The 25,532-nt window shown below is 52.9% G+C and carries 15 protein-coding genes and 5 pseudogenes; 10 read left to right on the top strand and 10 right to left on the bottom strand.

What is annotated here, in order from left to right:
• Positions 1-502: 502 nt before the first annotated feature.
• Positions 503-937 (bottom strand): winged helix-turn-helix domain-containing protein, encoded by a 435-nt coding sequence (locus ACQ86O_RS00345; RefSeq protein ID WP_431223679.1) that lies wholly within the window; start codon positions 935-937, stop codon positions 503-505.
• Between the two features lie 752 nt (positions 938-1,689).
• On the opposite strand from ACQ86O_RS00345, the gene ACQ86O_RS00340 reads away from it, so the two are divergent.
• The 7 genes and pseudogenes from ACQ86O_RS00340 to ACQ86O_RS00310 all read left to right on the top strand — a co-directional run bounded on the left by ACQ86O_RS00340 (position 1,690) and on the right by ACQ86O_RS00310 (position 8,202).
• On the top strand, positions 1,690-2,043 hold the full coding sequence (locus ACQ86O_RS00340; RefSeq protein ID WP_431223678.1) for a winged helix-turn-helix domain-containing protein: 354 nt from the start codon (positions 1,690-1,692) through the stop codon (positions 2,041-2,043).
• 178 nt (positions 2,044-2,221) lie between these two features.
• Complete coding sequence (locus tag ACQ86O_RS00335) at positions 2,222-2,767, top strand: fimbrial protein (protein WP_431223677.1); 546 nt, start codon at positions 2,222-2,224, stop codon at positions 2,765-2,767.
• Positions 2,768-2,823: 56 nt separating this feature from the next.
• Positions 2,824-3,524 (top strand): annotated as a pseudogene (locus ACQ86O_RS00330) (fimbrial biogenesis chaperone).
• 79 nt (positions 3,525-3,603) lie between these two features.
• Positions 3,604-6,252, top strand: a complete 2,649-nt coding sequence (locus tag ACQ86O_RS00325; protein ID WP_431223676.1) for a fimbria/pilus outer membrane usher protein — start codon at positions 3,604-3,606, stop codon at positions 6,250-6,252.
• A 67-nt stretch (positions 6,253-6,319) separates the two neighbouring features.
• On the top strand, positions 6,320-7,504 hold the full coding sequence (locus tag ACQ86O_RS00320; RefSeq protein WP_431223675.1) for a fimbrial protein: 1,185 nt from the start codon (positions 6,320-6,322) through the stop codon (positions 7,502-7,504).
• Positions 7,505-7,630: 126 nt separating this feature from the next.
• Positions 7,631-7,876: a hypothetical protein gene (locus tag ACQ86O_RS00315; RefSeq protein ID WP_431223674.1), complete on the top strand. Its 246-nt coding sequence runs from the start codon at positions 7,631-7,633 to the stop codon at positions 7,874-7,876.
• 8 nt (positions 7,877-7,884) lie between these two features.
• Positions 7,885-8,202, top strand: coding sequence for a helix-turn-helix domain-containing protein (locus ACQ86O_RS00310; protein WP_431223673.1), 318 nt, complete (start codon positions 7,885-7,887; stop codon positions 8,200-8,202).
• A 44-nt stretch (positions 8,203-8,246) separates the two neighbouring features.
• Here the strand turns inward: ACQ86O_RS00310 and ACQ86O_RS00305 are convergent.
• From ACQ86O_RS00305 to ACQ86O_RS00295, 3 genes and pseudogenes are all read right to left on the bottom strand, one after another.
• Positions 8,247-9,698, bottom strand: a pseudogene (locus tag ACQ86O_RS00305) (alpha/beta hydrolase).
• 150 nt (positions 9,699-9,848) lie between these two features.
• Positions 9,849-10,316, bottom strand: a complete 468-nt coding sequence (locus tag ACQ86O_RS00300; RefSeq protein ID WP_431223672.1) for a glycine zipper 2TM domain-containing protein — start codon at positions 10,314-10,316, stop codon at positions 9,849-9,851.
• A gap of 297 nt (positions 10,317-10,613) precedes the next feature.
• Entirely contained in the window at positions 10,614-11,084 is a 471-nt protein-coding gene (locus tag ACQ86O_RS00295) for a periplasmic heavy metal sensor (protein ID WP_431223671.1), read from the bottom strand.
• Between the two features lie 313 nt (positions 11,085-11,397).
• Between ACQ86O_RS00295 and zraS the strand changes: the two are divergent.
• Together zraS and ACQ86O_RS00285 are read left to right on the top strand one after the other, a co-directional pair.
• A pseudogene (gene zraS, locus ACQ86O_RS00290) lies at positions 11,398-12,837 on the top strand (two-component system sensor histidine kinase ZraS); the annotation flags it as partial.
• Between the two features lie 6 nt (positions 12,838-12,843).
• Positions 12,844-14,187 carry a sigma 54-interacting transcriptional regulator gene (locus ACQ86O_RS00285; RefSeq protein WP_431225614.1) on the top strand — a complete coding sequence of 448 codons (1,344 nt, stop codon included), beginning with the start codon at positions 12,844-12,846 and terminating at the stop codon, positions 14,185-14,187.
• Between the two features lie 91 nt (positions 14,188-14,278).
• Here the strand turns inward: ACQ86O_RS00285 and ACQ86O_RS00280 are convergent.
• From ACQ86O_RS00280 to ACQ86O_RS00270, 3 genes and pseudogenes are all read right to left on the bottom strand, one after another.
• Positions 14,279-17,853, bottom strand: a pseudogene (locus ACQ86O_RS00280) (molybdopterin cofactor-binding domain-containing protein).
• Positions 17,850-18,323 (bottom strand): (2Fe-2S)-binding protein, encoded by a 474-nt coding sequence (locus ACQ86O_RS00275; RefSeq protein ID WP_431223670.1) that lies wholly within the window; start codon positions 18,321-18,323, stop codon positions 17,850-17,852. Before ACQ86O_RS00275 ends, ACQ86O_RS00280 begins: the two are co-directional and overlap by 4 nt.
• A gap of 223 nt (positions 18,324-18,546) precedes the next feature.
• The gene (locus ACQ86O_RS00270; RefSeq protein ID WP_431223669.1) at positions 18,547-19,284 is read right to left on the bottom strand and encodes a carbonic anhydrase; all 738 of its coding nucleotides are present in this window, start codon (positions 19,282-19,284) and stop codon (positions 18,547-18,549) included.
• 263 nt (positions 19,285-19,547) lie between these two features.
• Here ACQ86O_RS00270 and mltB point away from each other — a divergent pair, with 263 nt between their 5' ends.
• A complete protein-coding gene (gene mltB, locus ACQ86O_RS00265; RefSeq protein ID WP_431223668.1) occupies positions 19,548-20,636 on the top strand; it encodes a lytic murein transglycosylase B in 1,089 nt (362 codons plus the stop codon).
• 59 nt (positions 20,637-20,695) lie between these two features.
• Here mltB and ACQ86O_RS00260 read toward each other — a convergent pair whose 3' ends face one another.
• The 3 genes and pseudogenes from ACQ86O_RS00260 to ACQ86O_RS00250 form a co-directional block, all read right to left on the bottom strand.
• Positions 20,696-21,865 carry an HlyD family efflux transporter periplasmic adaptor subunit gene (locus ACQ86O_RS00260; protein ID WP_431223667.1) on the bottom strand — a complete coding sequence of 390 codons (1,170 nt, stop codon included), beginning with the start codon at positions 21,863-21,865 and terminating at the stop codon, positions 20,696-20,698.
• 10 nt (positions 21,866-21,875) lie between these two features.
• Positions 21,876-24,014, bottom strand: a complete 2,139-nt coding sequence (locus ACQ86O_RS00255; protein WP_431223666.1) for a type I secretion system permease/ATPase — start codon at positions 24,012-24,014, stop codon at positions 21,876-21,878.
• A 26-nt stretch (positions 24,015-24,040) separates the two neighbouring features.
• Positions 24,041-25,347, bottom strand: a pseudogene (locus ACQ86O_RS00250) (TolC family outer membrane protein).
• Positions 25,348-25,532 lie beyond the last annotated feature (185 nt).

The following is a 25,532-nucleotide window of genomic DNA, read 5'->3' as shown; positions in this document are numbered from 1 at the left end:
CCCTTCTCGCCAGCCAGCGTGATAGCCGTTTGTGAGGTCAACAGCAATCTACCTGCCTGGCTTGGGTAATGCAACGGCACGGCGGCCAATCCGCTTGTGGTTAGTCAATACATGTTTCACCTGACCGGCCTTAGCCCAGCCATAGGTGTGTGTTGATTGTTGATTTTAAAGCGAGTTGAGCACCTTAGATCTCCTTTGGCGTTTGCATCACAAAACAGCACGAGAGTGTCATTACTCGAAGGGATCTTGGTAATGTAGATAAACTCATCTGGGTGACAGACCACGTTATTGGCTTCCAACGATTTAATATATCCCTCCACATTAACCTCTAAATCATCCCTGTCTATGTATACGGAGCATTGATTGACTGAGGTGACTCTATTGTGGGCATCGAAGAACTGGGCACTTTGAGAACGGTGGCTAATTAATAGAATAAACATGGCAATGGTGAATGCTGTTATCAGACCGATGCGAAAAAATACTTTTCTTTGCCAATAAGGGGCTAACCGTGGTTTTTCTGCTGGTCTCTCGACTGGCTTATTTTCAGCGAGGGGGCCTCTGGTGTCGCGATCTTTTGTTCAAGCCCCTCGCTGTCGCCTTCCTCTAAAATCTCAACGGTGCCTGAAAACACCACCCCGACCTTGGGTATCGTTCTAATGACGTTTTTAGTGAGGCCTGCCTCCCTCATTCCTTTTCTCAGCAATGAGATATTTTGATAGAGAGTATTGGCGGTAACATACTGACCATTTTTCTGCCACACTTCGTTAAAGAACTCACTTTGACTGATAACAATACCGGGGCGCTCCAATAATAATTGCAGGCAGCGGCTGGCAGGGACATTCAAAATTGACTCTTTCCCTCTTACACGCAGCGGGCATAAACGGTGCTCTTCAAATATGTACAAGATAGCATCGTTAATGATGGCTTTCTTTTTCATTTTCAATCAAATACCTTTGGTTGCTGGCAGCGCAGTTTGCCTTGCTAAAAGTATAGTTTATAAGCTGCGAAAGGGTGATGGATGAACGCTATAATTATAATCCTTTTAAATCAGTAAGTTGACGCATCATCTTAAATGAGAGTTACTATTATTTAAGAACAATAAAGAGTGATTATGTTTTCATTTCAGATTTATAATTAACATTATGAAATTATTGGTTTTTTCATGTTATGTTGAAAATTAAAACTTTTTCATTAAGAAGTATCCTATCTTTTGGGTAGTATTTATTCCATCAGCACGGCTAGCATCGAAGTTAAGAAAATCTAACTTGTGAAAAAAATGATGGCCAGATTGATAGGAGGGTGAATATTATTCAATTGGCAGATAATTCCTAATGCTGTCAATTTGAGTAACAGTTTGAAGTATAATGATATTTTTTAAACTGATAGTAATTAATATCGATAATTTTTAATCTTTGGGGCTTTTGACTACTTAAATCCATCGAAGTAAGAGCGTGTTAAAAACACCAGGCAAGGTTTATTTTTTAGTCATATATGCTTGTTTGCATTTTTAGTTTGGAGTTTAAAACTGTTGTCGCCTTTTGATAGATGGCAAAGTGATCACCCTGGCTCTGTTGCCATAGTGAAAATTGTTTCTATAATGCCTAACTTAAAAGGAGGCTTGTTATTTTTGTTTCATAGACGAAATAATAATCCGAGAGGTATATGGAAAGTAGACTTTATGGATTCCTTATGGATGATGACATTCAATTCGATATTGCTAACCGAAGACTCCTTCATTACTCCGGTGGTGCGACGGAACACATCCTGTCTTTCAAGGTCATCTCTCTTAATGAGATCCAAACGCGGTTATTGATTTATTTGCTAGCGAATAGTCAAGATGCTGTTATTTATAAAAATGACATAATGAAAAGTGTGTGGGAGGAGATTAATTTATCTTCATCCAGTCAGCGGTTATGGCATGCAATAAATGAATTGCGAAAAAAACTGATATCTATCGGTCTTTCTGATGATTTTATAGCGAACATACATGGTGTTGGATACTCTATAGATAACAACCGAGTATCTTCGCTATTTATAAAATAAGATTCGTAATGCCAGTTTTCTTTCAAGCTGATTGCCTATTTTTGGCTTGGAAACCAAAGTTGTAAATTAGTATTAAACAATTTAGCAGAGTAGTTATATCCATGCTTTATGGATATTCCCCACGCCATTTTAATGGATGTTAGAATGGTTTAACAACACAAGGTAAGTAGGAATATATATGAAAAAGTTAGCAATTGTTGCGTCCCTGGCCGTCGTTTTTGGTTCAGCGGGTATGGCTCAGGCTGCTTCAACTGGCACTATCACTTTTGAAGGTGAACTGACTGCCAACACCTGTGACGTTATAGTTGATGGCCAGGATGCAGATGCAACCGTAATTCTACCAACTGTAGGTACTAACCAACTGAATGGGGCTGGCATTACCGCTGGTGACACGGGTTTCTCAATGGCTCTGAACAACTGTTCAGGTACGCTGAGCACGGCTTCTGCCTTCTTTGAAGCCGGTGCTTCAGTGGATCCGACTACCGGGCGTCTGAAGAACCTGACGGGCACGGCTTCTAACGTCAGTCTGCAGCTGCTGGACGCTTCCAACGCGTCTCAAGAGGTAATCCAGGCTGGTAATGCAAACCAGGTGACCAACACCACTTATGTCGATGTTTCAGGTGGTAGCGCCAGTCTGCCATACACTGTGCGTTATTTCGCCGAAGCAGTGACTTCCCCTGGTACCGTGATCAGCAACGTTGTTTATTCTATTCAGTACCAGTAATACGTAGTAGGAGGGGGAAATCCCTCCTAATCTGTATGCTTACGCGGAGTTTTTTCATGAAATTTCCCCTTGTTGATTTACGCCAGGCTTGCACCTTGGTCACCGTTGCCCTGTTCAGTGCCAGCACCTTGGCCAGTGTGGTGATTAGCGGTACGCGGGTGATTTACCCTTCCGATGCCAAAGAGGTCAGCGTCAAGATCAGCAATGGTGGGCAGTCTCCGGTTCTGTTGCAGAGTTGGATTGATAGTGGCGATGCCAATGCCAAACCTTCGGCGATCAAAGTGCCGTTTGTACTGACGCCACCGATGAACCGAGTGGAGTCCGGTAAGGGCCAGACGCTACGTATCAGCTATGCGGGGGCGCGCTGCCGATGGACAAGGAATCGGTGTTCTGGTTGAACGTATTGGAAGTCCCGGCCAAGAAGGCAACTACAAACGAAGAGAACCGTCTGCAGTTGGCTTTTCGTTCGCGCATTAAGCTTTTCTATCGCCCAAGCGGTTTGCAAGGCAACGCCAATAATGCGGTAGAAGCAGTCACCTGGAGCACTCAGGGTAACCGGGTACAGGCTACTAACCCGACGCCATATTATGTGTCGTTGGTGAACCTGTCGGTCAACGATAAAAAACTTGGCTACGCGATGGTGGCACCGCGCAGCACGATGGCCCTGGATTTAGCGGGGAATACAGGAAATAAAATTTCCGGGAGTTTTGTCAATGATTATGGTGCGGTCAAGGCTTTTGACGCATTAATAAAGTAAAGGCGCCGATGAATAAAAAAATATCGCGCATTAATCTATTGAACATTATTCAGGGAATCAGTTCTTAAAGGGATTTGCCATGTCGAAATCTTTGCAATATCACCCGCCGGGGCGGCTATCGCCACTGGCTATAGCCGTTTTATCGACATTGTTTATCGGTAATGTTTATGCCGAGACGATTGTTAATTCTACTGCTCCGCAAGAAGTCGCAAAGAATCTGGAATTTGATGCCTCTTTCCTGAATGTTGACGATCATAACGCGGTTGATCTCAGCCGCTTTGCCAATGGCTCTTCGGGGTTGCCTGGGGTGTATAAGACCGCGTTATATATTAATAACCAACCGGTCAGTAATTCTGATATTGAATTCAAGGCTCGGGCAGACAAATCCGTGTATCCCTGCATGACCGGCGATCTGATTAAAAGCATTCCGTTCAATTACGATAAATTACCTGCGGGTTTCTTAAATCCTCAAGACTTGAGCGAATTGTGCCTGGATTTGCTACGTAAACTGCCGGAGGCCCAGGTCAATTACGACAGTAACGAGCAGCGTCTGGATATTGTGATCCCGCAGGTTTATATGTTGAACACCGCCCGTGGCACCGTGAGGCCAGAGCTGTGGGACAGCGGGGTACCGGCATTATTGCTGGGTTACAACGTTAACGGCTATACCAGCGAGTCACAGGGTAATACCTTTAACTCACTGTTTGCCGGGGTCAATGCCGGGGTGAACGTAGGTGCCTGGTATCTGCGCCATAATGGCTCCTATACCCGCATGGATAGTGGCCAAAGCCAGTACAACAGTATCAATACCTATCTGCAGCGCGATATTCCAGCGCTTAAAGCACGCGTGCTGATGGGCCAATCTAATACTACCGGGCAGTTGTTTGATACCGTGCCGTTTACTGGTATTCAACTTGCTACCGACGAACGGATGTTACCGGAGTCCCTGCGCGGTTACGCGCCGGATATCCGTGGCATTGCCCGCACCAACGCCCGTGTTACCGTGCGCCAGGGCGGTCAAGTGTTGTATGAAACCACGGTGACGCCGGGTGAGTTCCTGATCAACGATCTGTACCCGACCGGCTACGGCGGCAATCTGGACGTGACCGTGCGTGAGTCCGACGGCACCGAGCAGAACTTCAGCGTGCCATATGCTTCAGTGGCGCAGCTATTACGCCCGGGATCATCACGTTATTCCATCACCGCCGGGGAGGTACGCAGTGAAAACCTGCGTGATAAACCGGCGCTGTACCAGGCAACTTACCAGCTTGGCTTGACCAACAGCGTGACCGGTTATGGTGGCCTGCAGGCTAGCCGGGATTATTACGCAGTGCAATTGGGAGCCGCTGTGGGTACACCGTTCGGTGCCCTGGCATTTGATGCTACCCAGGCTCGTACCCAGTTGGGCGATAGCACGGATGCCGATGGTCGACATCGTTCAGGTAACAGCCTCAGCGGGCAAAGTTATCAGGTCAGCTACAGCAAAATGATCAGCGAAACCAACAGTAATCTGTCGCTGGCGGCATACCGCTTTTCCACCGATGGTTACATGGATTTTATGAGCGCGATGCAAACCCGTGATGCGGTAGCGAAAGGTTATTCACCGGACACGATCTCACGTGCCAAAAACCGTCTGACGGTCACCGCCGGACAAGGTCTGCCAGAAAACTGGGGCCAACTGTATATCAGCGGTTCTTTACAGAATTACTGGAACAAAGACGGCAGCGAGAAGCAGTACCAGATGGGTTACAACAATCGCTACAAGGACCTGTCTTACGGCCTGAGCGTGAACCGTAGCTTCTCCAGTCTGGGGTCGGCGCAAACCAACTATCTGTTGAGTTTCAGCTTGCCGTTGGGAAGTAACGAAAAAACGCATACACCGCAACTACGCATGGATCTGTCCCATGACAGCAGCGGCCGTACGGGCCAGCAGGCGACGGTATCTGGCAGCGCCGGGGCAGAGAATCAGTTCAGCTATGGTGTGACAGCGATGAATGCTAATCAGGGCCAGGGCAGCAGCGGTTCGCTGAACGGTAGCTACCGCAGCCCGGCAACCGCGCTGAGTGGTACGTACAGCACCGGCAAAGGTTATCAGAGCGCCTCAGCCGGAATGAGTGGCACGGTGATTGCGCACTCTGGGGGCGTGACCTTAACGCCTTACGCGTCGGGTACTTTTGCGCTGGTGGAAGCCAAAGGGGCCGAAGGGGCTAAGGTTTCTTCGTATCCTGGCGTGAGCATCGATTCACGTGGCTACGCGGTGGTGCCTTACCTGAACCCTTATCAGATGAATGAAATCAGTATCGATCCGAAAGGAACCGCGGCCGGTGTGGAATTGGATAATACCAGCCAGAAGGTCGCCCCGTATTCCGGAGCGGTGGTGAAGGTGAAATACAACACCAAACAGGGTACGCCGATCCTGGTGAATGCCACCTATCTAGGGGAACCGGTACCGTTCGGCGCCGATATCTTTGACGCTAAAGGCAATAGCGTAGGCTTAGTGGGCCAGGGCGGGCAGTTGTATGCTCGCGTGGCGGAAGACAAAGGTCGGCTGCGTGTGCAGTGGGGCGAAGGTAGCCAAATGCAGTGCATGGTGAGTTACATACTGATGCCACAAGCCAAAGGGCAACAAAGCAGCCAGATGCAACAATTTAACTCTATCTGTTCGGCTGTGGGTAACTCTGCATCGGTAGAGAAAAGTAGTGTGAACACCATAGCGGCCAATAGTTAATGGCGCGATGTCAAGCTAAACTTCAACCTGACAGAACCTTCGTAGCTAACCTGGCAATAGGGAGTTAATGATGAAATTACCGACTAAGAAAATAATCCTTATTACTTGCGGGATGCTATGGGCTGGCGCGAGTCCTAACGTCTGGGCGGTGGATTGTTCAAATATGCAACCGGGAACACAGACTTTTACCATTCCTTTGAGTCCTGCGACAATTTCTGCAGGCGCCGATATTCCCGTGGGCACGGTTATTTATCAGGGTAACTGGATCACCGGAAATGAAGGTCTGCTAAGTTGCAAAGCTGAAAGTGGCGATGTTGCCGGCTCGCTTTGGTACAATACGTCAATCAATATCGAATCTGCTCCAATGGGCTTGAGTGGTCTCATGAGCGGCCCATTTCCAGGCGCAGTATACCAAACCAACATCCCGGGTGTCGGTATTGCTATTTCGCGTTATAGCGATAGAAAGGCCGCTACCGTAGGTGCCCCAGCGTATAGAGATGTTAATTCTCTATTTTCATTATCCTCGGATAATATTGCTAATGGGGGCAATATTTCGGCTTGGCCACTGCATGTTTCGTTGATTAAAACAGGCCCGATCACGCCGGGAAGTTACACTCTTAACTCATCAAGTTTACCGAGTGCTAGAATCTATTGGGCTAACCCATTAATGCTCCCACCGGTAAAAGGGTTACCTGTCGGGATAAATACCTATAGATTTCAAGGTCAGTTAACGGTATCAGCGCAAACCTGTACGACGCCTGATGTGTCTGTTAATTTAGGATCTTACGAAAAACATGAACATTTTAATGGGATCAACTCTACGACTCCGTGGATAGACTCATCGATCATGCTGACTAATTGCCCTGTTTTCTATGGTTTCTATAACCAAACCAACCCAAGGTTGATGGCAGACTTTAATGCGGGAACCTCCAACACTGCGGTACCTACAAACAACAGCATCGGTGTACGTCTGGCCCCGACCACCTCAGTGATTGATGCTGCCAATGGCATTATGGCTATCGACTCGACGGTTTCCGGTGCGGCAGCGGGCGTGGGTATCCAGATCGGCTGGGGCAATAGCAGCCAGACGCCAACCTTATTTAATTTTGCAGGTGAACAGGCGATGACGTTACCGAAAGACGGTAGTCCGACAATTCGTGTCCCGCTGGCCGCCCGTTATATTCAAACGCTAAGTAATGTTTCACCGGGCAAGGCGAATGGCAAAGTGGTATTTACCATTAACTATTATTGAGTTGCGGCCCGTGGATAATGTAACTCATGACTATACAAACTTTCCTCTCGGCTATCTTTAAGCCTCGGCTTGCTGTGATATTGATGAGATGGAGATTCAATTTGCAATAAAAGGAGTGCTATCAATATGTCTGGTATCATTAATATCATTACTGATAACTGTTATTTTTTTGTCGGACTAAAGGCGTATTTACAGGCTGAGGGGAGAGTGATTAATCAAATGTCACTCAATGAACTGAAAAGTACCAGCTTAAGTAGCTTTGGCAAAGAAGATGTGTTGGTTTTTCATATGTCTAATTCAATGAAAAAAATGTCATTCTTGATTTCCGTTGCTAAATTTCCGGGAAAATTTATTTTTTTCCAAGCGAAATGAAAATAAAATTGAATCTGGATTTTGAGCGGCATATTGCTTCGAAAGAGGATACCGATGGAGCGTTTAAAGAGTTGGTCAAGATTTTAGGCGGGGAGCCCCCTGTGGTGACTTCTCTTCAGGATAGCTTAACCAGCAGAGAGAAAGCGGTACTGCTGTCTATGATCGATGGCATGAATATGCGGGCTATCGGCCATAGCCTGCGTATCTCAACCAAAACCGTGTATACCCACCGGCGTAATGCGTTGCATAAACTGGGAGTGCGTAACCTGTTTCAGGCATGTCCAATAAAAACCAGCGTGCTCGACTCGGCTATTTTTAACGGTTGAAACACGGCCAGCGCCAAATGGACACTGGCCGTGTTTAACCTGCTTTATTTCGTTGGTGCCGGGCCGATATTATCATCGATGCGTTTGAGCATATATGGGAAGAACGGATTGGAAGACAGACGCATCAACGAATCCAGTCCCACCACCAGCACCGCGCGTTCACCACGTGCGGCAAAGGTGCCCAAGCTGATGCCGTATTGATTGCGCGGTTCTGGGTAACGCCCGTACAGGGAATCACTCAGCGGGAACGGCAAGGCAACGTGTGACAGCGAGAATATATCCGGCAGATAGGTGATCCCAAGCATCTCGGTGATGGCTGTGGTTTGCCCTGCGGCGGTAGTGCGCGCCTCTGTATCAGTGGTTTCTGGCGTTACGTTGGTGACGATGGTGGCCTTATAGTTACGCGGGGGGCCGGTAGCAACCGTGGCAATGCGGTATAGGAAGAGGTCCTGAGCAAAGGCCCGAAAGCGACCGCCTGGTTCAAATCGAACAGCACCACTTCACTGCCATTGGCTGGCAAATGGTTATACAGCGCGGTAATCACCGCACGGGTACTGACGGTAGAATCCATTACCGATTGGAACGTCAGGATCGGGGGAGCTGCCCCATCTTGTTGTTACGCGAATCGGTGGCAATCTGTTTTTGCAATGCCTGAGTCAGTTGGAAAGACTGGCGCGCCGCATTGACCGGGAAGGAATTGTATTTAAACGGGTTGAACTCCGGCACAATCCCCAGCCAGGCTGCCTTGGCAAAGGCTGGGAAGATGGCTGGCCACCCGGCAATACCGGCAAAACGGGCAAAGCTGGTGACGCCGATCATCGGCGAAATCAGCACCACACGCTGTGGTTTTGCCAGTTTAGGGTCATCCAGCGCATCCAGCGTATATTTCATCGCCAGCGCTCCCCCGTTGGAAAAACCAACGATATGCAACGGAACACCATCCCCTGCAAGGCTTTTGGCTTCACGTACCGCCAGGCGGGTGGCGGCCATCCAATCCTGCCAATCAACATCGGTCAATGCCCCTGGCACGGTGCCGTGTGCCGGTAAACGGATCCCGACTGCCACATAACCATACTGACGATAGTTATCTGCGATGTGACGCAGGCTGTAAGGGGTATCGGTCAGACCATGCAGCAATACGACCGCACCTTTTGGTTTACCTTCCGGCATCATGATGTAGGAGCGGTTCCAGTCAGTGGGGAATTTTTCGGGGTAGATGGGGCTGCCAGAATAATAACGGTTCAAGGCGGTTTGCTGGCTGCTGTCCAGTTTTTCGGTCACATTGAGCTGAACTTCTTTGAATATGTCCTGTTCAGCCTTTAAATAGCCTGCCCAGTTGGTTTTGTCTATTTCATCAGCCCGCAACTCATGGGGAACAAAGGTATGCCAAAGTTGCAGCGCTGGCCCGCTTTGCGTGTCATAAATGCGTGCGCCCAGCGCGCCAATGATTAAAAAACCACCAGCAGGGCAATGCGCTTAATCCATTTGATAACCATCAGGTTCAACTCCGTTTCTTATTGTCATGACCGAGCCGGAAAACTCGCTATTATCCCGAAAAGTAGAATCATCCCTGACCACTGTGCTCCCTGTAAAGGTGGTTATTATGCGGCTGAGTAACTCAAAACCGTGGATAACCTGTTCAGCTTTTAGCGTGGTGATACGGTTGTGGTGCTGCCATTGGTCACCAGAGCGACGCGTTGCCCGGTATGGAACTGAGTGCTGCCTTGTGCCTGAACGACCACGATATTAACGCCGTCATCCCGGCGTACTTCCAACTCCACGCCCGCGCTGCGGTTCATGGCGCTTTGTATGCCAGAACCTGCGGCTGCACCACCAACGGCACCGGCTGCGGTTGCCAGGTTACGCCCGGAACCACCGCCTACGGTGTTACCCAGGAATCCGCCGACCACGGCGCCACCAATGGCCCCGGCGGCGTTGTTCCCATCACCACCCTGAATGGTTACCGGGCGGACAGAGACCAGGGTGCCATATGTTACAAAATGAGCCTGCCTGGCTTGTGAGGCGGTAAAAGTATCGCCGGAAGAGGTGCGATTGGCTGAACATCCGCTGAGTACTGCGGCGGCAATGGCAATGACAATGATTGTTTTAGTCATAAAAACTCCGAACTGGTTAGGTGCGCGAAGAGACAATGGTTGTCTCATAGTAGGAAGTATGGCAGGAACTTGATTTAATTCAGGTCATAGGGAAAAAAATTGTGTTCGGGGGGCAGCATAGAGACTGGGAGTTTTAGTATATTGTTGCAAATCAATTTATTGAGATTAAATCGTTCCTTTTTTTATTTGTTTTTATTTTATGCTTCTGAATTTAATGATTTTTTAGGTGAGAGGAAAGAAAGGCCGCCTGGGGGTGAGAGAAACCCGCCATCGGCTGGTGTTCTCTCGTTTACTTAATTATTTCGCCTCTCCCAACATGATTTTAGCGGCATCCGCGCCCGCCGTGCATACCTGCACCCCCATTCCCATCCCATATCCCATGGCCGGAACGCCAGCTTTGGCCAGTTCGGTATCCAGCGCGACGCGTTGTTGATACATATTGTCACGCAGCGCGTTGATTTCTTTGCTGACGGCCAACACCTTTTGCTCATCCAGGGGCTTACTGGTTAACAACGCTTTGTACTCATAGTTTTTGGACATCAGCTGCTGGCGCAAATCGGCGGTTTTAAGCTGGAATTCATCAAATGCTTTCTGGCTGGTTGCCTGCTGCTCAGGTGTCAGATTAGCCATATAGCCATGCTGATAACCCATACCCCGATGCATTCCCTGTTGCCCGATCATGTTTTGTTGCGCCATGGCAACATTACCGAGTCCCGCCAGCAGGGTGATAGAGAGTACGGCTGCAAGGGTAGTTTTATTTAGTGTCATGATTTATCTCCTTCAATTTCATATCGATGGTTTTCAAATGATTCACTGATGCCTTTGCAACCGACGTGCCATGTTTGGACTGGCACGGGAATTGTATGGCTATACGATCGCCAATAAGGGTTGGCGTACCCGCTAACTGGCGGCAGAGAAGGGCAATACCGCTAAATCCCTGGCATCAATAAAAATGAATGCCTGCGGTTTAATGCCGTCGACGGGTAAAAGTCCTTATAAAAAGTGGGTTATTTTTACCCGGTGAGCTGTTAGGGTGAGTAATAATTACCCGCGGCTGTGGGCTCGGTTAAAGAGGAAGGCAATGGCAACGGAATTTAAAAAGAAATCAGGACTATCTGCGGTGCTACCCGCCTGGATCGTGATTGGCTCAGTGATCGTGCTGCTTGCCGCTATTCTCATCTTGGCCTTTAAGGATTTGCAGCGTGGGCGGGAAGTTGAAATCCAGACGTTACGGGAAAAGAGTGCGGTGCTTATCCGCTCTTTTGAGTCAGGAGCCCGTACCGGTATGGGCATGCGTTGGCGGCAGGATCAGCGCCAGATCCTGCTGGAGGAAATGGCCTACCAGCCGGGTGTGCTGTATATCGCGATCGCCGACAGTTCAGGCAAGATCCTGGCACACAGTGACCCGCAATGGGTTGGAACTCAGTTGTACAGCCCACAGCAGATGGCAGCGCTGAACGTGAGCGGCGCTGAGCAGTGGCACATGACCTCCTTTGTCGATCGGCAACAAAACCGCGAAGAGGCCTTCGAGGCTTATCGTTTCTTTAAGCCCCTTAAACGCAGTAATGGCCATATGGGTCATATGATGAATATGCATCGGATGGCACAAACCGAGGATCCCGCACTCCAGGATGAACCGCCGGCCATCATTTTCGCCGCCTTCGATACCGCTGCGCTGGATGCTGCGCAGGCAAAAGATATCCGTAACACCTCCATTCTGCTCTCTATCCTGTTGCTGCTGGCGTTAGCCAGCCTGTTGGCGCTCTTCTGGGCACGGCGCTATCAACGTTCCAGCCAGCGGTTTATACACGAGGTTCGCCAACTGCAGGATGAAATTCGCCGTAAAGAAAAGCTGGCGGCAATTGGCGATCTGGCGGCTGGCGTGGCCCACGAGATCCGTAATCCGCTCTCCTCAATCAAAGGTTTTGCCAAGTATTTTGAAGGCCGTTCGACCCCGGGCAGTGAGGAGCAGGAACTGGCCAAAGTGATGGCGAAAGAGGTCGACCGTCTTAACCGGGTGATCAGCGAACTGCTGGCGCTGGTGCGTCCAGCCGATTTGCGTCTGCAACAGGCCGATATCAATGACGTGATCGAACATTCACTGCATCTGATCCGCCAGGACGCGGGGCGTAAGAATATCACCCTGAATTACCGCTGCACCGGCACCTTGCCGCTGGTGGAGATCGACCCCGACCATTTTACCCAGGCACTGTTGAATCTGTATCTCAACGCCATTCAGGCGATCGGTTCTGACGGTTTGCTTGAGGTTGGCGTTGAACGGGTGGGGGAAGAGGAACTGCACATTACCGTTAGCGATTCCGGTAAGGGGATCAAACCTGACGATCTGGCAAAAATTTTTAATCCGTATTTCACTACCAAAGCGAGCGGAACCGGCTTGGGGCTGACCATGGTGCAAAAAGTGATTGAAGAGCATCAGGGCACCATCAGCGTTACCAGTACCCCGCAAACCGGTACCCGCTTTGAGATGGTGATCCCGCAAAGGCAAAAAAACAGGAGGGCGCGGCGCATGATGACGCCTAATGCACATATTCTGGTGGTTGAGGACGATCTGAGCCATGGCACCATCCTGCAGGCGCTGATCACCGGTTGGGGTTACCGGGTCAGTTCGGCCCATAACGGCTTGGAGGCGGTTGAGCAGGTAAAGGCACAACCGTTTGACCTGATCCTGACCGATGTCCGCATGGCAGAAATGGACGGTATCGAAGCCCTCAAGGCGATCAAAGCCTATAACCCGGCTATTCCAATCCTGATCATGACGGCCTATTCCAACGTGGCATCTGCGGTGGAGGCGATTAAAGCGGGCGCTTATGACTACCTGACCAAACCGTTAGATTTCGATACGTTACAACTCACCATCGCACGCGCGCTGGAGCATACCTCGCTGAAAACCGAGAATCACAGTTTGAAGCAGCGGTTACAGTTTGATGACCAGAACATCATTGGCCGCAGTGAGCCGATGCGCCGGTTGATGGAAATGATCGCCATGATCGCTCCTTCGCAGGCAACGGTGCTGATTAGTGGCGAGTCGGGGACCGGTAAAGAACTGATAGCCAAGGCGGTTCACGCCAACAGCCTGCGCAAAGAGCAGCCATTGGTGAGCATCAACTGTGCCGCGTTGAGTGAATCCCTGTTGGAATCGGAACTGTTCGGCCATGAGAAAGGGGCGTTTACCGGTGCCGACAAACGCCGGGAAGGGCGTTTTATGGAGGCCAACCAAGGCACGCTGTTCCTGGATGAAATTGGCGAGGTTTCCCCTCTGATGCAGGCAAAATTACTGCGGGCTATTCAGGAGCAGGAAATCCAGCGGGTGGGCAGCAACCAGACGCTAACGGTAGATGTGCGCCTGATTGCGGCGACCAACCGGGATCTGCTGGCAGATGTTGAGGCCGGTAGATTCCGCCAGGATCTCTACTATCGTCTGAACGTGGTTACGGTAGAAAGCCCACCGTTGCGGGAACGCAGTGAAGATATCCCCTTGCTGGCGATGCACTTTCTGGTGAAGTTTGCCGAGCGTAACCGCAAAACGGTGAAAGGCTTTACCCCGCAGGCTATGGATCTGCTGCTGAAGTACCCCTGGCCCGGTAACGTGCGCGAACTGGAGAACAGCGTTGAGCGGGGGGTGATCCTGCTGAGCGGCGAGTTTATCAGCGAGAAAGAACTCCCGCTGAGTGTCAGCCAGTGCGTTGAGCAACCGCCAGCTCAGCGCCAGGAACAACCGATCCAACCGCTGGAGCAGGTTGAGAAACAGGCGATCATGGTCGCCTTGGCAACCACCGCTGGCAATAAAACCGAAGCGGCCAAACAGTTAGGTATTACCCGCAAAACGCTGTTGGCCAAGCTGCAGAAATAGGGTACCCATCTCCATTTGATGCCGCTCGCCCGGTGGGCGAGGGGCGGGGAAGATAAATCGATCTCCGGATAGCTGATCTGAACCCGCCAAATTATTGCCCTGCGGTTTCTGCCCGCAGCGCAGTAACCCGTTGCTGCAAATTCGGCCAGGGTGCCTGGTGGGCAAAGTCTTGCCGCAGATATTGCAGTAACGCCGTAATTTGCCCGTCGTTGAGGTTATACCGGAAGGCTGGCATATAACCCAATTCCTGTTTGGCCGGATGTTGAATGCCCAGAAGTACCACGCGGATGGCGTTATCCGGGCTGGCACTGTAAAGGTTGCTGTTCAGCGCCAGTGAGGGGCGCACGCCTGGCATCTGCGCGCCTTTCTCCTGAGCATGGCAAGCCATGCAGGCCCCGGAGAAAATCCTCGCTCCAGCCGAGGCCAGCGGCTCAACCTGTTGTTCGGCCTGCTGGTTTATCTCAGCCGCCTTGCCCGGGGGCTTTTATCTTGCGGATGGAAAGAGCGCAGATAGGTTGCAATAGCCTGCAAATCCTCTACGGGTAATTGGGAAAGCCCTTCCTTGATCACTGGCGCCATTGGCCCTGCAGCCACGCCATGATTGGCAGAGTAGCCAGCTTGCATAAAGGCCAACAGATCCTGCTGGCTCCATGCGAGTGGTAATTGGTTATTCGCCGTCAGCGCCGGAGCGGTCCAGCCTTCTGCTACTCCACCGGTCAGATGAGCGTGGCCCGTTTGTTCACCGAACAGGAGATTGCGGGGGGAATGGCAGGCGCTGCAATGACCCAGGCCCTCCGTCAGATAGGCACCCCGATTCCATTCTTCACTTTGGCTGGTATCGGGCCGCATGGCACCTGGTGTCAGATACAACCAGTTCCAGGTCACAATCCCCTGGCGGATATTGAACGGGAAGTTCAACGCGGTTTTCGGTGGCTGGTAATGCACCGCAGGCTGCGTCATCAGGTAGGCATACAGCGCTTTGAGATCTTCGTCGCTGGTGCGGGTAAAGGCGGTATACGGGAAGGCCGGGTAGAGGTAATTCCCTTGGCGATCGACCCCGTGGCGCATCGCGCGCTCAAAGGCTGGATATGACCATTTGCCGATGCCGGTTTGCGGATCCGGGGTGATGTTGCTGGTGTAAATCGTCCCAAAGGGGATCTCCATCGCCAGCCCGCCGCTGTTGCGTTGGCCATCGGGGCGCGTGTGGCAGACCGCACAATCGCCTAAGGCGGCCAAGCGCTCGCCTTGCGCAATCTGTGCCTGGCTGAAGCTGTGCATATCCAGGCGCTCAATTTGTACTATTTCAGGCTGCCAGGTGGCAATGGCCCCCACGGCAACGATGACAACAACGGCCAGTGCGCCCAGCCCGGTAATTTTCTTGATTTTACTCATAGTGACTTACCCGTTTGCATGGCTGGAGAGGAGGCAGTACGCAGCGCCTTCAGGATCCGCTCTGGTGTGAACGGTACTTCGCGCAGCCTGACACCCAGCGCATCAAATAGCGCGTTAGCCACTGCGGCAGCGCTCGGTACTGAGGCTGATTCCCCGGCGCCCATCGGGGGTTCAAGCGGGTTGTCCAGTAACTGAATGTCCACTTCCGGCAGTTCATCAAACCGCAGTAACGGGTAACCCCCCAATCCAGTGAGGTCACTGCACTGCTGTCAAAGGTGACAAACTCTTTCAGAATGCGGCTGGCGGACTGAATAATATTGCCATGCACCTGGTGGCGAACCCCGGCAGGGTTGACGATTTGCCCGCAGTCGTGGGCAACAAAGATTTTTTCAGCTTGATTTGCCCATTGTGGCGGTTGACGCTCAGATCGCAGATCCAGGCTGCCCATGCAGCACCAAAACCAGGGAATTTGCTGTGGAAATAACGGGCATAGGCAAAACCACGGCCATTGACCACTTCCTGATCCTCTGGTGCCGGGTTACGGTGAGCAGGGCCGTCTTGCCAATTGGCCTGCTTTTTCAACGCGTCGATCAAGGTGATGGCGCGCGGATCTTTTAAGTACGCCAAACGGAAGGCGATCGGATCCTGCCTGGCGAGATAGGCCAGCTCGTCGATCCAGCTCTCATGGGCAAACACGTTCGGTAGCGCCGACACGCCGCGCATCCAGGAGGCCCGAACGATTGGCGCGGCGTCTTCTGCAATTACCCGCATATGAGGATATTCATATTGTGGGATGGCGGTTCGGTCACCCATCTGCTGCACGTCGGCCAGGTTGGCGACTTTGCCGGTTAACACCAATGGCAGGGTGACGGCATTATTGGAGGGGTAACTGGTTCTCAGTTCATAAGCACTCACCTGATTGCGGCTATCCAGCCCGCCGCGTACCCGGATCAATTGCCCGGCACCTTTCGGTTCCCAGCCCGCTTCCTGCTCGCGCATCAATTGCACCCGCACCGGTTTGCCGGTGGCCTGTGAAAGCAAGGCGGCATCCGCCGACACGTCATCCGCACAGTTACGGCCATAGCAGCCGGCGGCTTCCATACGGTTGATGTGGACCTGCTCCAGATTACGATCAAGCAGCTTGGCGATGTCTTTGCGTAAATCATGAGGGTTTTGCGTGCCAGACCAGATCTCTGCCTGCTGTGCGTTGACATCGGCTACGGCACATGATGGGCCAATGGAGGCGTGCAGATGATAAGGCCAGACGTAGTCTGCATTGACCGGGGTAGCCAGCGCGGCCAGGGCGCGGGTGGTCCCGGGGTCATCACGCAGTACACGTTCGAATTTTGGATTGGCCACCAGCGCATCGTGCAGCTTATCCAGAGAAAGGTCCGGCAAACCAGCCCAGGGTTGCCATCTGACCTTGAGCTGGCGCATGGCGTTAATGGCCTGTTCTTCGCGTTCTGCCACGATGCCGATAAAGTCATTGATCACAACCAGCTTCACAATCCCTGGCAGATGGGCGATGGAACGACTATCGACGGAAATCAGTGCCTTGCCCAATGGCGCACTGCTGTCGGCACCGGCATAAGGCGGGCGGACAACTCGGCCATGCAGCATTCCGGGTAAGCGCAAATCGTGCACATAGGTCAGTTGGCCGCAGACCTTGGCAGGAATATCTACACGTGCCACCGGTTTGCCAACGTATTGGCCATTCTGCGGGCTTTTCAGCACCACATGGCTATCCAGAGGCAGATGCAGATCCTGCCCACGGGCCAGTTCGGCGTAGCTTAAGCGGGCCGCAGGATTATCGGTGGCAAAAATCATCCCCTTGGCGGTACTCAACTGTGCGGCAGGGCGATTGAAGGCCTTGGCGGCCACCGCTACCAACATTTGGCGCACCTGGGCCGCAGCCTGGCGTAAAGGAACTGAAGTTACCTGGAGGGTGGCGCTGGCAATGGTCGGGCCCTGATCCGGCGTGCGGTGGGTATCACCCAGGATCAGGGTGACATCTTCGAACGCCACATCCATTTCGTCGGCGACAATCTGCGCCAGCGAAGTGCGCACTCCGGTGCCGAGATCGACATGCCCGTTAAAGGCGATAACCTTTCCGTCGGCACCCAAGGCAATAAAGCTACTGATAAGGTCGAGAGGGATCGCCTGACCAACGGCTGTTGGAGCCCCCGCCAGCGCTTTGAGTGGCAGCAGGTTACTGACCATCACTACGCCACCCGCTTGCAGCAGGCGGCGACGGGTTATTTGCAGACTCCTCATTGGGCACCACGCTCAGCCAGTATCTGTTTGGCTTTTTCCGCAGCGGCCAGAATTTCTATGTGCGTACCACAGCGGCACAGGTTGAAGGCTAATTCGTTTTTGATCTCTGTTTCGTTTGCCAGAGGATTACGTTCGAACAGCGCCACCAGCGTCATGATCATGCCGTTGGTGCAGTAGCCGCACTGCGCGGCCTGCTCCTCGATAAAGCCCTGTTGCACCGGGTGCAGCTCACCATTGTGGCTTAACCCTTCGAGCGTGGTGATTGTCTTGCCCTGCGTAGCGGCAAGCGGGATGGAACAGGCGCGGGCGGCTACCCCGTCGATCAGTACGGTACAGGCTCCGCACTCGCCAAGACCACAACCATATTTTGGGCCGTTGAGTTGCAGATCGTTGCGTAATACGTACAGCAAGGGGGTTTCTGGTGGGATGTTGCTCAGTGCGACCAAACGGCCATTAACATTAATTTCCATGAAAAAAACCTATCCGTAGGATGTTTAATTTTTGCGAAGTCTATGTTAGTGATCGGTTGGGTTTTTGATCAAAAGAGTGATTTTACAATTAGTAGCAAGATAATTAATTGCAGGGTGGGTTATGCAGCAGGTTGATAATCAGTAATAGTTATTTTTCAGCGGCAGAAATTAAAGTGGCAACGAGCGGCGTGGCAGATGCCAGCCGCTGTTATTACCAGGAGGGTTAAGCGAGGAACTCGACTTTGCCGCCGACCAGATGGTACATGCTGCCGACAATTTTGATTTTCCCTTCCTCTTCCAGTTTTTTCAGTACCGGGCTGTTTTTACGAATTTCATCGATGGTCATCTCAACGTTGGTTTTCGCCACGGCATCGACAAACTCATAGTTCTTACCGGTACGATCCCCTTGGTAATCGGTCTTGTCGATAGCGGGTTTGATCTTGTTGAGCAGCCCGGTCAGGTTGCCCAGCTCGGCATTATCAATCGCCCCCCGCACCGCACCGCAGGCCGTATGCCCCATAACCATCACCACTTTGGCACCAGCGACCGCGCAGGCAAACTCCATGCTGCCAAGAATATCGTCATTTTGAATATTGCCAGCAACGCGTGCGTTAAACGTTTCACCGATGCCAACATCCAGCAAGATCTCCGCCGGGGCGCGTGAGTCGATACAGCTTAAAATCACCGCCGCCGGGAATTGGCCCTCTTGGCTGGCCTGTTTCTGGGCCACAAAATCATGCTGTTGCATTTTTCCTTCGCGGAATCTCATATTGCCTTTTTTAAAGCTTTCGATGATGTCGTCCGGTGTCATCTTGTCACGCTGTTCTTTGGTCATCGCGGCGGCAAAGGCTACCGAAGGGGCGGTAAAGCCCGCAATGCCGGTCATGGCCAAGACGGAAAGGGCGGCGGTACGTTTCAACAGGGCACGGCGTGGTGGTTCTTGTGAGGGAAGTTTACTCATAGCGTTATACCTCGATTGTCATTTAGGAAGACAACACCTTCATCACCGGTTTACAGCAGAATATCCGGGCTTACATTTGAATGCGTAACGGGCATTGTCCAGAGAAATGTAAGTCATAATAAGTGTATATACCCCCTTAGTTTTCGCTAGATTATTTTCGGGGGTGAAACGGCAGCGGCGGAGGGCATATTCCTGTTTGTTCGCGCCAGACAATACCTTAACATAGTGGGCAACTCTTTTTGCCCGGTTTATATGGATATCCGATGCGCCATCTGGTTACTCTTTTACCCCTGATCCCTTTGCTGGCTGCCTGCAGCAGCGAGCCTAAGCCTGCAGAACTCGCCCCACCGGAAAGCCTGGTGAAAAGTGGTTTTGTGTTAGAACCAGAACATGCCATTCACCCATTGGGCGGAGATTTTGCCGACAATCCGGCGGCAGAGCGCTTTATCGATAAAATGGTGAGTGAGCATGGCTTTGAGCGCCAGCAACTGCACGATGTACTGGCTCAGGCTCAGCAGTTGGACTGGGTGGTGCGCTTGATGGACAAACAGGCCCCGGCTGGCCAACCGTCTACCCGTCCGAACGGAGCCTGGCTTCGCTATCGCAGCAAATTCCTGACGCCCGACAACGTACAAAACGGCGTAGTGTTCTGGAATAAATATGAAGAGGCGTTACAGCGCGCTTCGCAGATTTATGGCGTTCCGCCGGAAATTATCGTTGGCATCATTGGCGTAGAAACCCGTTGGGGCCGAGTAATGGGTAAAACGCGTATTATCGATGCGTTGGCGACGCTGTCGTTTAACTACCCGCGCCGTGCTGAATATTTTAGTGGCGAGCTGGCAACTTTCCTGCTGATGGCGCGTGCGGAAGGGGATGACCCGCTTTCCTTGCGGGGCTCCTACGCGGGTGCGATGGGCTACGGCCAGTTTATGCCTTCGTCATTCAAGAGCTATGCGGTTGATTTCAACGGCGACGGTCACATCAATCTGTGGGATCCTGTGGATGCCATCGGCAGCGTGGCCAACTACTTCAAAGCTCATGGCTGGACCCGTGGTGCAACGGTGGCAGTCCCGGCTAATGGCCAGGCCCCTGGTTTGGAAACCGGGTTCAAAACCCGCTATTCGGTTGCCACCCTGGCGGCGGCTGGGTTGACTGCACAAGGCTCGTTGGAAGGTAATCAGGATGTCAGCCTGCTACGGCTGGATATGGGTAATCGCTATCAATATTGGTTCGGTCTGCCTAATTTCTACACCATTACACGCTACAACCACAGCGTGCATTATTCGATGGCGGTATGGCAGTTGGGTGAGGCGGTTGGCAGGGCGCGCGCGGGCAGTGATGTTTCCGGATAAGCGCTGTGGGTTTGGCGGGCTTACCTGCCCTCTCCCTTTGGGGAGGGGCAGGACAGGGATCACCGCTCCCGCAGTGACTCTTTTACCTTGTTAAGCGGTTTGATCAGGTAATCCAGAACGCTTTTCTGCCCGGTTTTGATCTCCACGCTGGCAACCATTCCCGGCACGATCGGGAACTTCTTACCGGCTTTATTCATCAGCTCCGCCTGTTTGGTGCGCACATAGACCCGGTAGTAATACTGGTCGCGTTTCACTTCGTCCTGAAGAGTATCCGGTGAAACATTCTCTACCTCGCCATTCAGGTTGCCGTAAATCGAAGAGTCATAGGCGGTCACCTTGACGGTGGCGGGCAGGCCGGGGCGGATGTAGGCAATATCCCGAGGATTGACACGGGTCTCAATCAACAGCTGATCTTCCAACGGCACGATCTCCATCAGCTTGCCGCCCGGCTGCAATACGCCGCCAACGGTGGTGACCTGAATGTCCTTCACGATGCCGCGTACCGGCGAAACCATGGTAGCCCGATCCAACTGATCCGCCTTGCCGTTAACCAGTTCCAGTTGAGCATCCAGATCGGCGTTATTTTTCACCTGTTCTTCACGGGCGCGCACGGCGTACTGGTTACGGGCCTCATCAATCTTGCCGCGCAGTTCGCTCACCTGCCGCCGCAGCCGTATAACTTCCACCTGGCCAGCAGCGCCTTTGGCGACCAGCGGCTCGGTCATCCGCAACTCCTGCTGCACCAACTGCATCGACTGCTGCAGGTTGGTGACGGTCTCGTCGCGGTTGCGTTTACGGGATTCATACAACTGGCGCTCCCGGGCCACCAGATCCGGCTCCTTTAAGGTATCGGCGCTGAACTGCAGGGGTTCGCCAGTCAGTTCTGAACGTAAACGCTCTGCGGAGGCGCGCAGGGTACGAACGCGGGAGAATGCCTCACCATAATTGGACTGAAAGCGCTTCACATCCAACTGTGCCAATACCTGGCCTTTATTGACGATATCTCCTTCATGCACATACAGGTGATCGATAATTCCGCCGTCCAGGCTCTCTATCAACTGTGCCCGGGTGGAAGGGGTTACCTTGCCGGTGCCGACGGTGACTTCATCAAGCAGGGCAAAATAGGCCCAGACGACAAACAGGATCATCCCCAGCAGCGTCAGCCAGAGAATAGAGGAGTGCTGGCGCCCTTGGCGCGCCAGATCGTCTTGCATAGTGATATTGCTCATCGGTTGCTCCTCATGCCACGCCCTGTTCTTTATTCACCGGTTTATTGGCCGCCTGCAGGATATGATCGCGGGGGCCATCGGCTACCACGCGGCCGTTATCCAGCACCACCACCCGATCGACCAGCTTCAGTAGCGCTGGCCGGTGAGTCACCAGCACCAGCGTGCGGCCGGTGAGCCAACTGTGCATCTGGCGGATCACGTATTCTTCCAACTGTTCATCCATTGAGGCGGTGGGTTCATCCAGCAATACAATCTGCGGATTGCGCAGGATCATGCGGCTCAGCAGCACCATCTGACGCTGCCCACCGGACAGGCCACGGCCCCCTTCATGAATAATCCGATCCAGGCTGGCGGCGTCTTGCTGCACGATGCTCAATGCCCCGGAAATACGCAGTGCCTGCAACATTTCGGGTTCGGTGGCATGCGGGTTACCCAGCATCAGGTTCTGGCGCAGGCTACCGAAAAACAGCCGGGATTCCTGGGAAAGGTAGCCCAACTGGCGGCGTACATCGGCGGGATCGATATGGCTGATATCCACCCCGTCGATGATCACTTTGCCGCGCGTAGCGCTGGCCTGGCCGGAGAGCAGTTTCAGCAACGTCGATTTCCCGGCCCCTACCTTGCCGAGGATCGCCACTCTTTCGCCGGGTTTGATCTCCAGGTTGTTGACGGTGAGCGAATTTTCTCCTTTCTCTACGTCATAGCTGTATTGCAGATTACGCAGTTGGAAGTGGCCGCTGAGTATCGGGCAGTGAGCCATCTTGCCTTCTTCCGGTTTATCGAGCGGTTTTTTCAGCAGATCGTCGAGGCCGGTCATAGCAGTTTTGGCGTGCTGCCAGCGTGAGAACACCATGGTCAGTTGCATCAGCGGGGCGATGGTGCGTGAAGAAAGCAGGCTGCAGGCCACCATGGTCCCGGTAGTGATATCACCGTTCAGCACCAGGTAGCTGCCGAACACCAGCATGCCAGCATAGGTCAGTTGCTGCACCGTCGAAGCCCAGCCGCTGAGCCGCGCGCCCCACAGGCGTTGCTTCATGCCGATGGTGGCGCTGACCGCGTGGGTTTGCTCCCATTGACGCTGAAAATAAGGTTCTGCTTGCAACGCCTTGATGTCCTCAACCCCTTCGATCGATTCTACCAATACCGCATTGCGCAGCGCGCTTTCACGCATACCTTCTTTCGCCAATTTGGCCATCGGCCATTGCAGCAGGATCCCCGGAATAACGATCAGCGGGATCGCCAGCATCGGGATAAACACCAATGGGCCGCCAACCAGCGCCATAATCGCCAGGAACAGCAACACGAACGGCATATCCGCTGCCGCCCCCACCGTGGTGGAGGTCAGCAGTTCCCGCACCTGGTCGATCTCCCGCAATTGCGAGATAAATGAACCTGTGGATTTGGGCCTGGCTTCGTTTTTAATCGCCAGGGCGCGGGCAAACAGCATGCCGGAGATCTTCAGGTCGATCTTCTTGCCCATCAGATCCGAAATAACGGTACGCGACAGGCGGATGGCGTATTCCAGCGCCGCAGCAATCAGCACCCCGAAGAACAGCACCCACAATGTTGAGTAAGACTGGGCAGGAATAACGCGGTCGTAAACCTGCATCGAAAACAGGATGCCGGCGAGCGCCAGCACATTGCTGATGATCGAGGCCAGTGAGATCTCGCCGATCTGCCGCCCGGCACCGCGAAAATGCTGCCAGAACCAATGCTTACGGTAGGGTTGAACAAAGTCGTCGATACGAGAGTCTTGCCCCCGCTCCGCCACGCCCACCAGCAGGATGGTGCCTTGCCCCTTGGTCAGCAACTCCACCAGATCGGCTTCCCGTTGCACATCACCACTGTCGTTGAGCCAATAAAGCGCCTTGCCCTCGTTGTCGAGGGATTCGATAACCACAATGCTGCCGTTATCGATCTCAAACATCGCCGGCAGGATCTCGTTGCGCCAGCGGATTTTCTCCCGGGGTTGCAGGCTGACGCTAAGCCCCACCAGATGGCCCATACGCTCCAGGCGGCGCTGCAGGGGCAGTTGCTCATACCAGCGCATTTGCTGGCGGACGGATTTGGTATCGATCGCCAGACCGTAACCGTTGGCCGCCCGGGCCATGGCTGCGATCCAGGCTTCGATTGAAGCAGGTTGTGACATAAGCGCTCCTGGCAATATTATTCAGACTAGAGCGACGGTAAATCGTCGCCGCTGGCTCGTTGGCGCTCGATACCCAACATATCCAATAGATTGTCGACCGCAGAGGCGTAACGCACTGCTGCATCCCAGCCGTCATACAGGGCGGAGACACGGGAGGTTTCCGCTTGCAGAACGTCTTGTTCGACGCTGAGCAGGTCGTTCAGGCTGCGTTTGCTGAGTTTGTACTCGTCCTGGTAAACGCTGCGGGTGTAGTCCGCACTGCTCAACTGTTGTGACCCGGCCAACTCGCGATGTTGGGCGCCGATCAGATCCGCGTAGGCGGTGGAGGCTTTCTGGTTCATGTCCAGTTTGGCGGCCTCAACCTGGGCCTGTGCGGCTTGGCGAGCCCCTTCGGCGGAGTCGACCTTGGCGTTGACTGCTCCCCCTGGTAGATCGGCGCCTGCACCACCAGCTGTAGCTGATCGTTCCAATAGGAACGGGAATCACTGCCGTCGCTTTCGTAGCGGGTGCGGCCAGCCTGCACCGAAACGGTTGGCCAGTGCTGCGCTTGTGCCTGGCGTACACGCTGGATCGCCGCCTCCTGTTTGGCCTGGGCGCCCAGTACAGCACTGCTCTTCTGATAAGGCAGAGATTTCAGGGTGATTTTCTGTTGCAGCAATTGCTGCGGTAGGTCTGGGAGTGTTTCCGGCACCACGCCGGTCAACACGGTAAGTTGAGCCAGAGCGGAACGCTGTTGGGCGCGGTATTGCTCCAGCGTGGCGTTCATTCCGGCGATGCGGGTTTCTGCCTGCAGGACATCCGACTGAGAGCTAAGGCCCGCATCGGCCCGCAGCCCGGCAATGTTCTTGACCCGGTTCAGTGAAACCAGGTTATTCTCCGCCGCCTGGCACAGATCCTGATAGCGCTTGACCTGTAGGTAGGCTTGCAGCGTTTGCTGGCCGACGTCGGTCATGGTCTGGTAAAGGGTATAACGATAGGCATCGGAAAGGTTGTGTTGCTCCTCGATGCTGCCACTGGTCTTGCCAAAGTCATACAGTAACTGGCTCAGCGTCACGCCAGCGGAAGCCGTATTGCTCAGGGTACCCGACGAGTCGGTCTGATTGGATTTGCCCACATTGCTGTTTAAGGCAATCTGCGGGAACCAGGCGCTTTGAGCCAAGGCCAAATCGCCTTTACCTACGTTGATCTGTGCCGCAGCCTGAGCAATTTGCGGGTTGCGTGCAAAGGCCCGCAAAATAGCCTGTTGTAAAGTGAGTGAATCGACAGATTGCTGTGTCGGTGCTGCTTGCCAGTTAAATTCGACCTGAGGTGCGGCGAGGGTGTTACCCACCATCCCGCCTAACCCACCCAAAAACAGTCCGATTGTGGCCGCACGCCGCAGCGTGAGCCGATAACCATCCGTGCTATAAGCATTTTTTTCATTATCGATACCACATCTGCGCCGATAACCGTGCGTCGTGCCGTTTCGGCTTTGTTATTGTGACTTGCTTTAATTGCGGCGGTCCGTCTCCCAAACGG

The sequence above is a fragment of the Serratia sp. L9 genome (assembly GCF_050632285.1).
Classification (GTDB): Bacteria; Pseudomonadota; Gammaproteobacteria; order Enterobacterales; family Enterobacteriaceae; genus Chania.
This window is presented reverse-complemented; position numbering and strand designations above follow the sequence as displayed.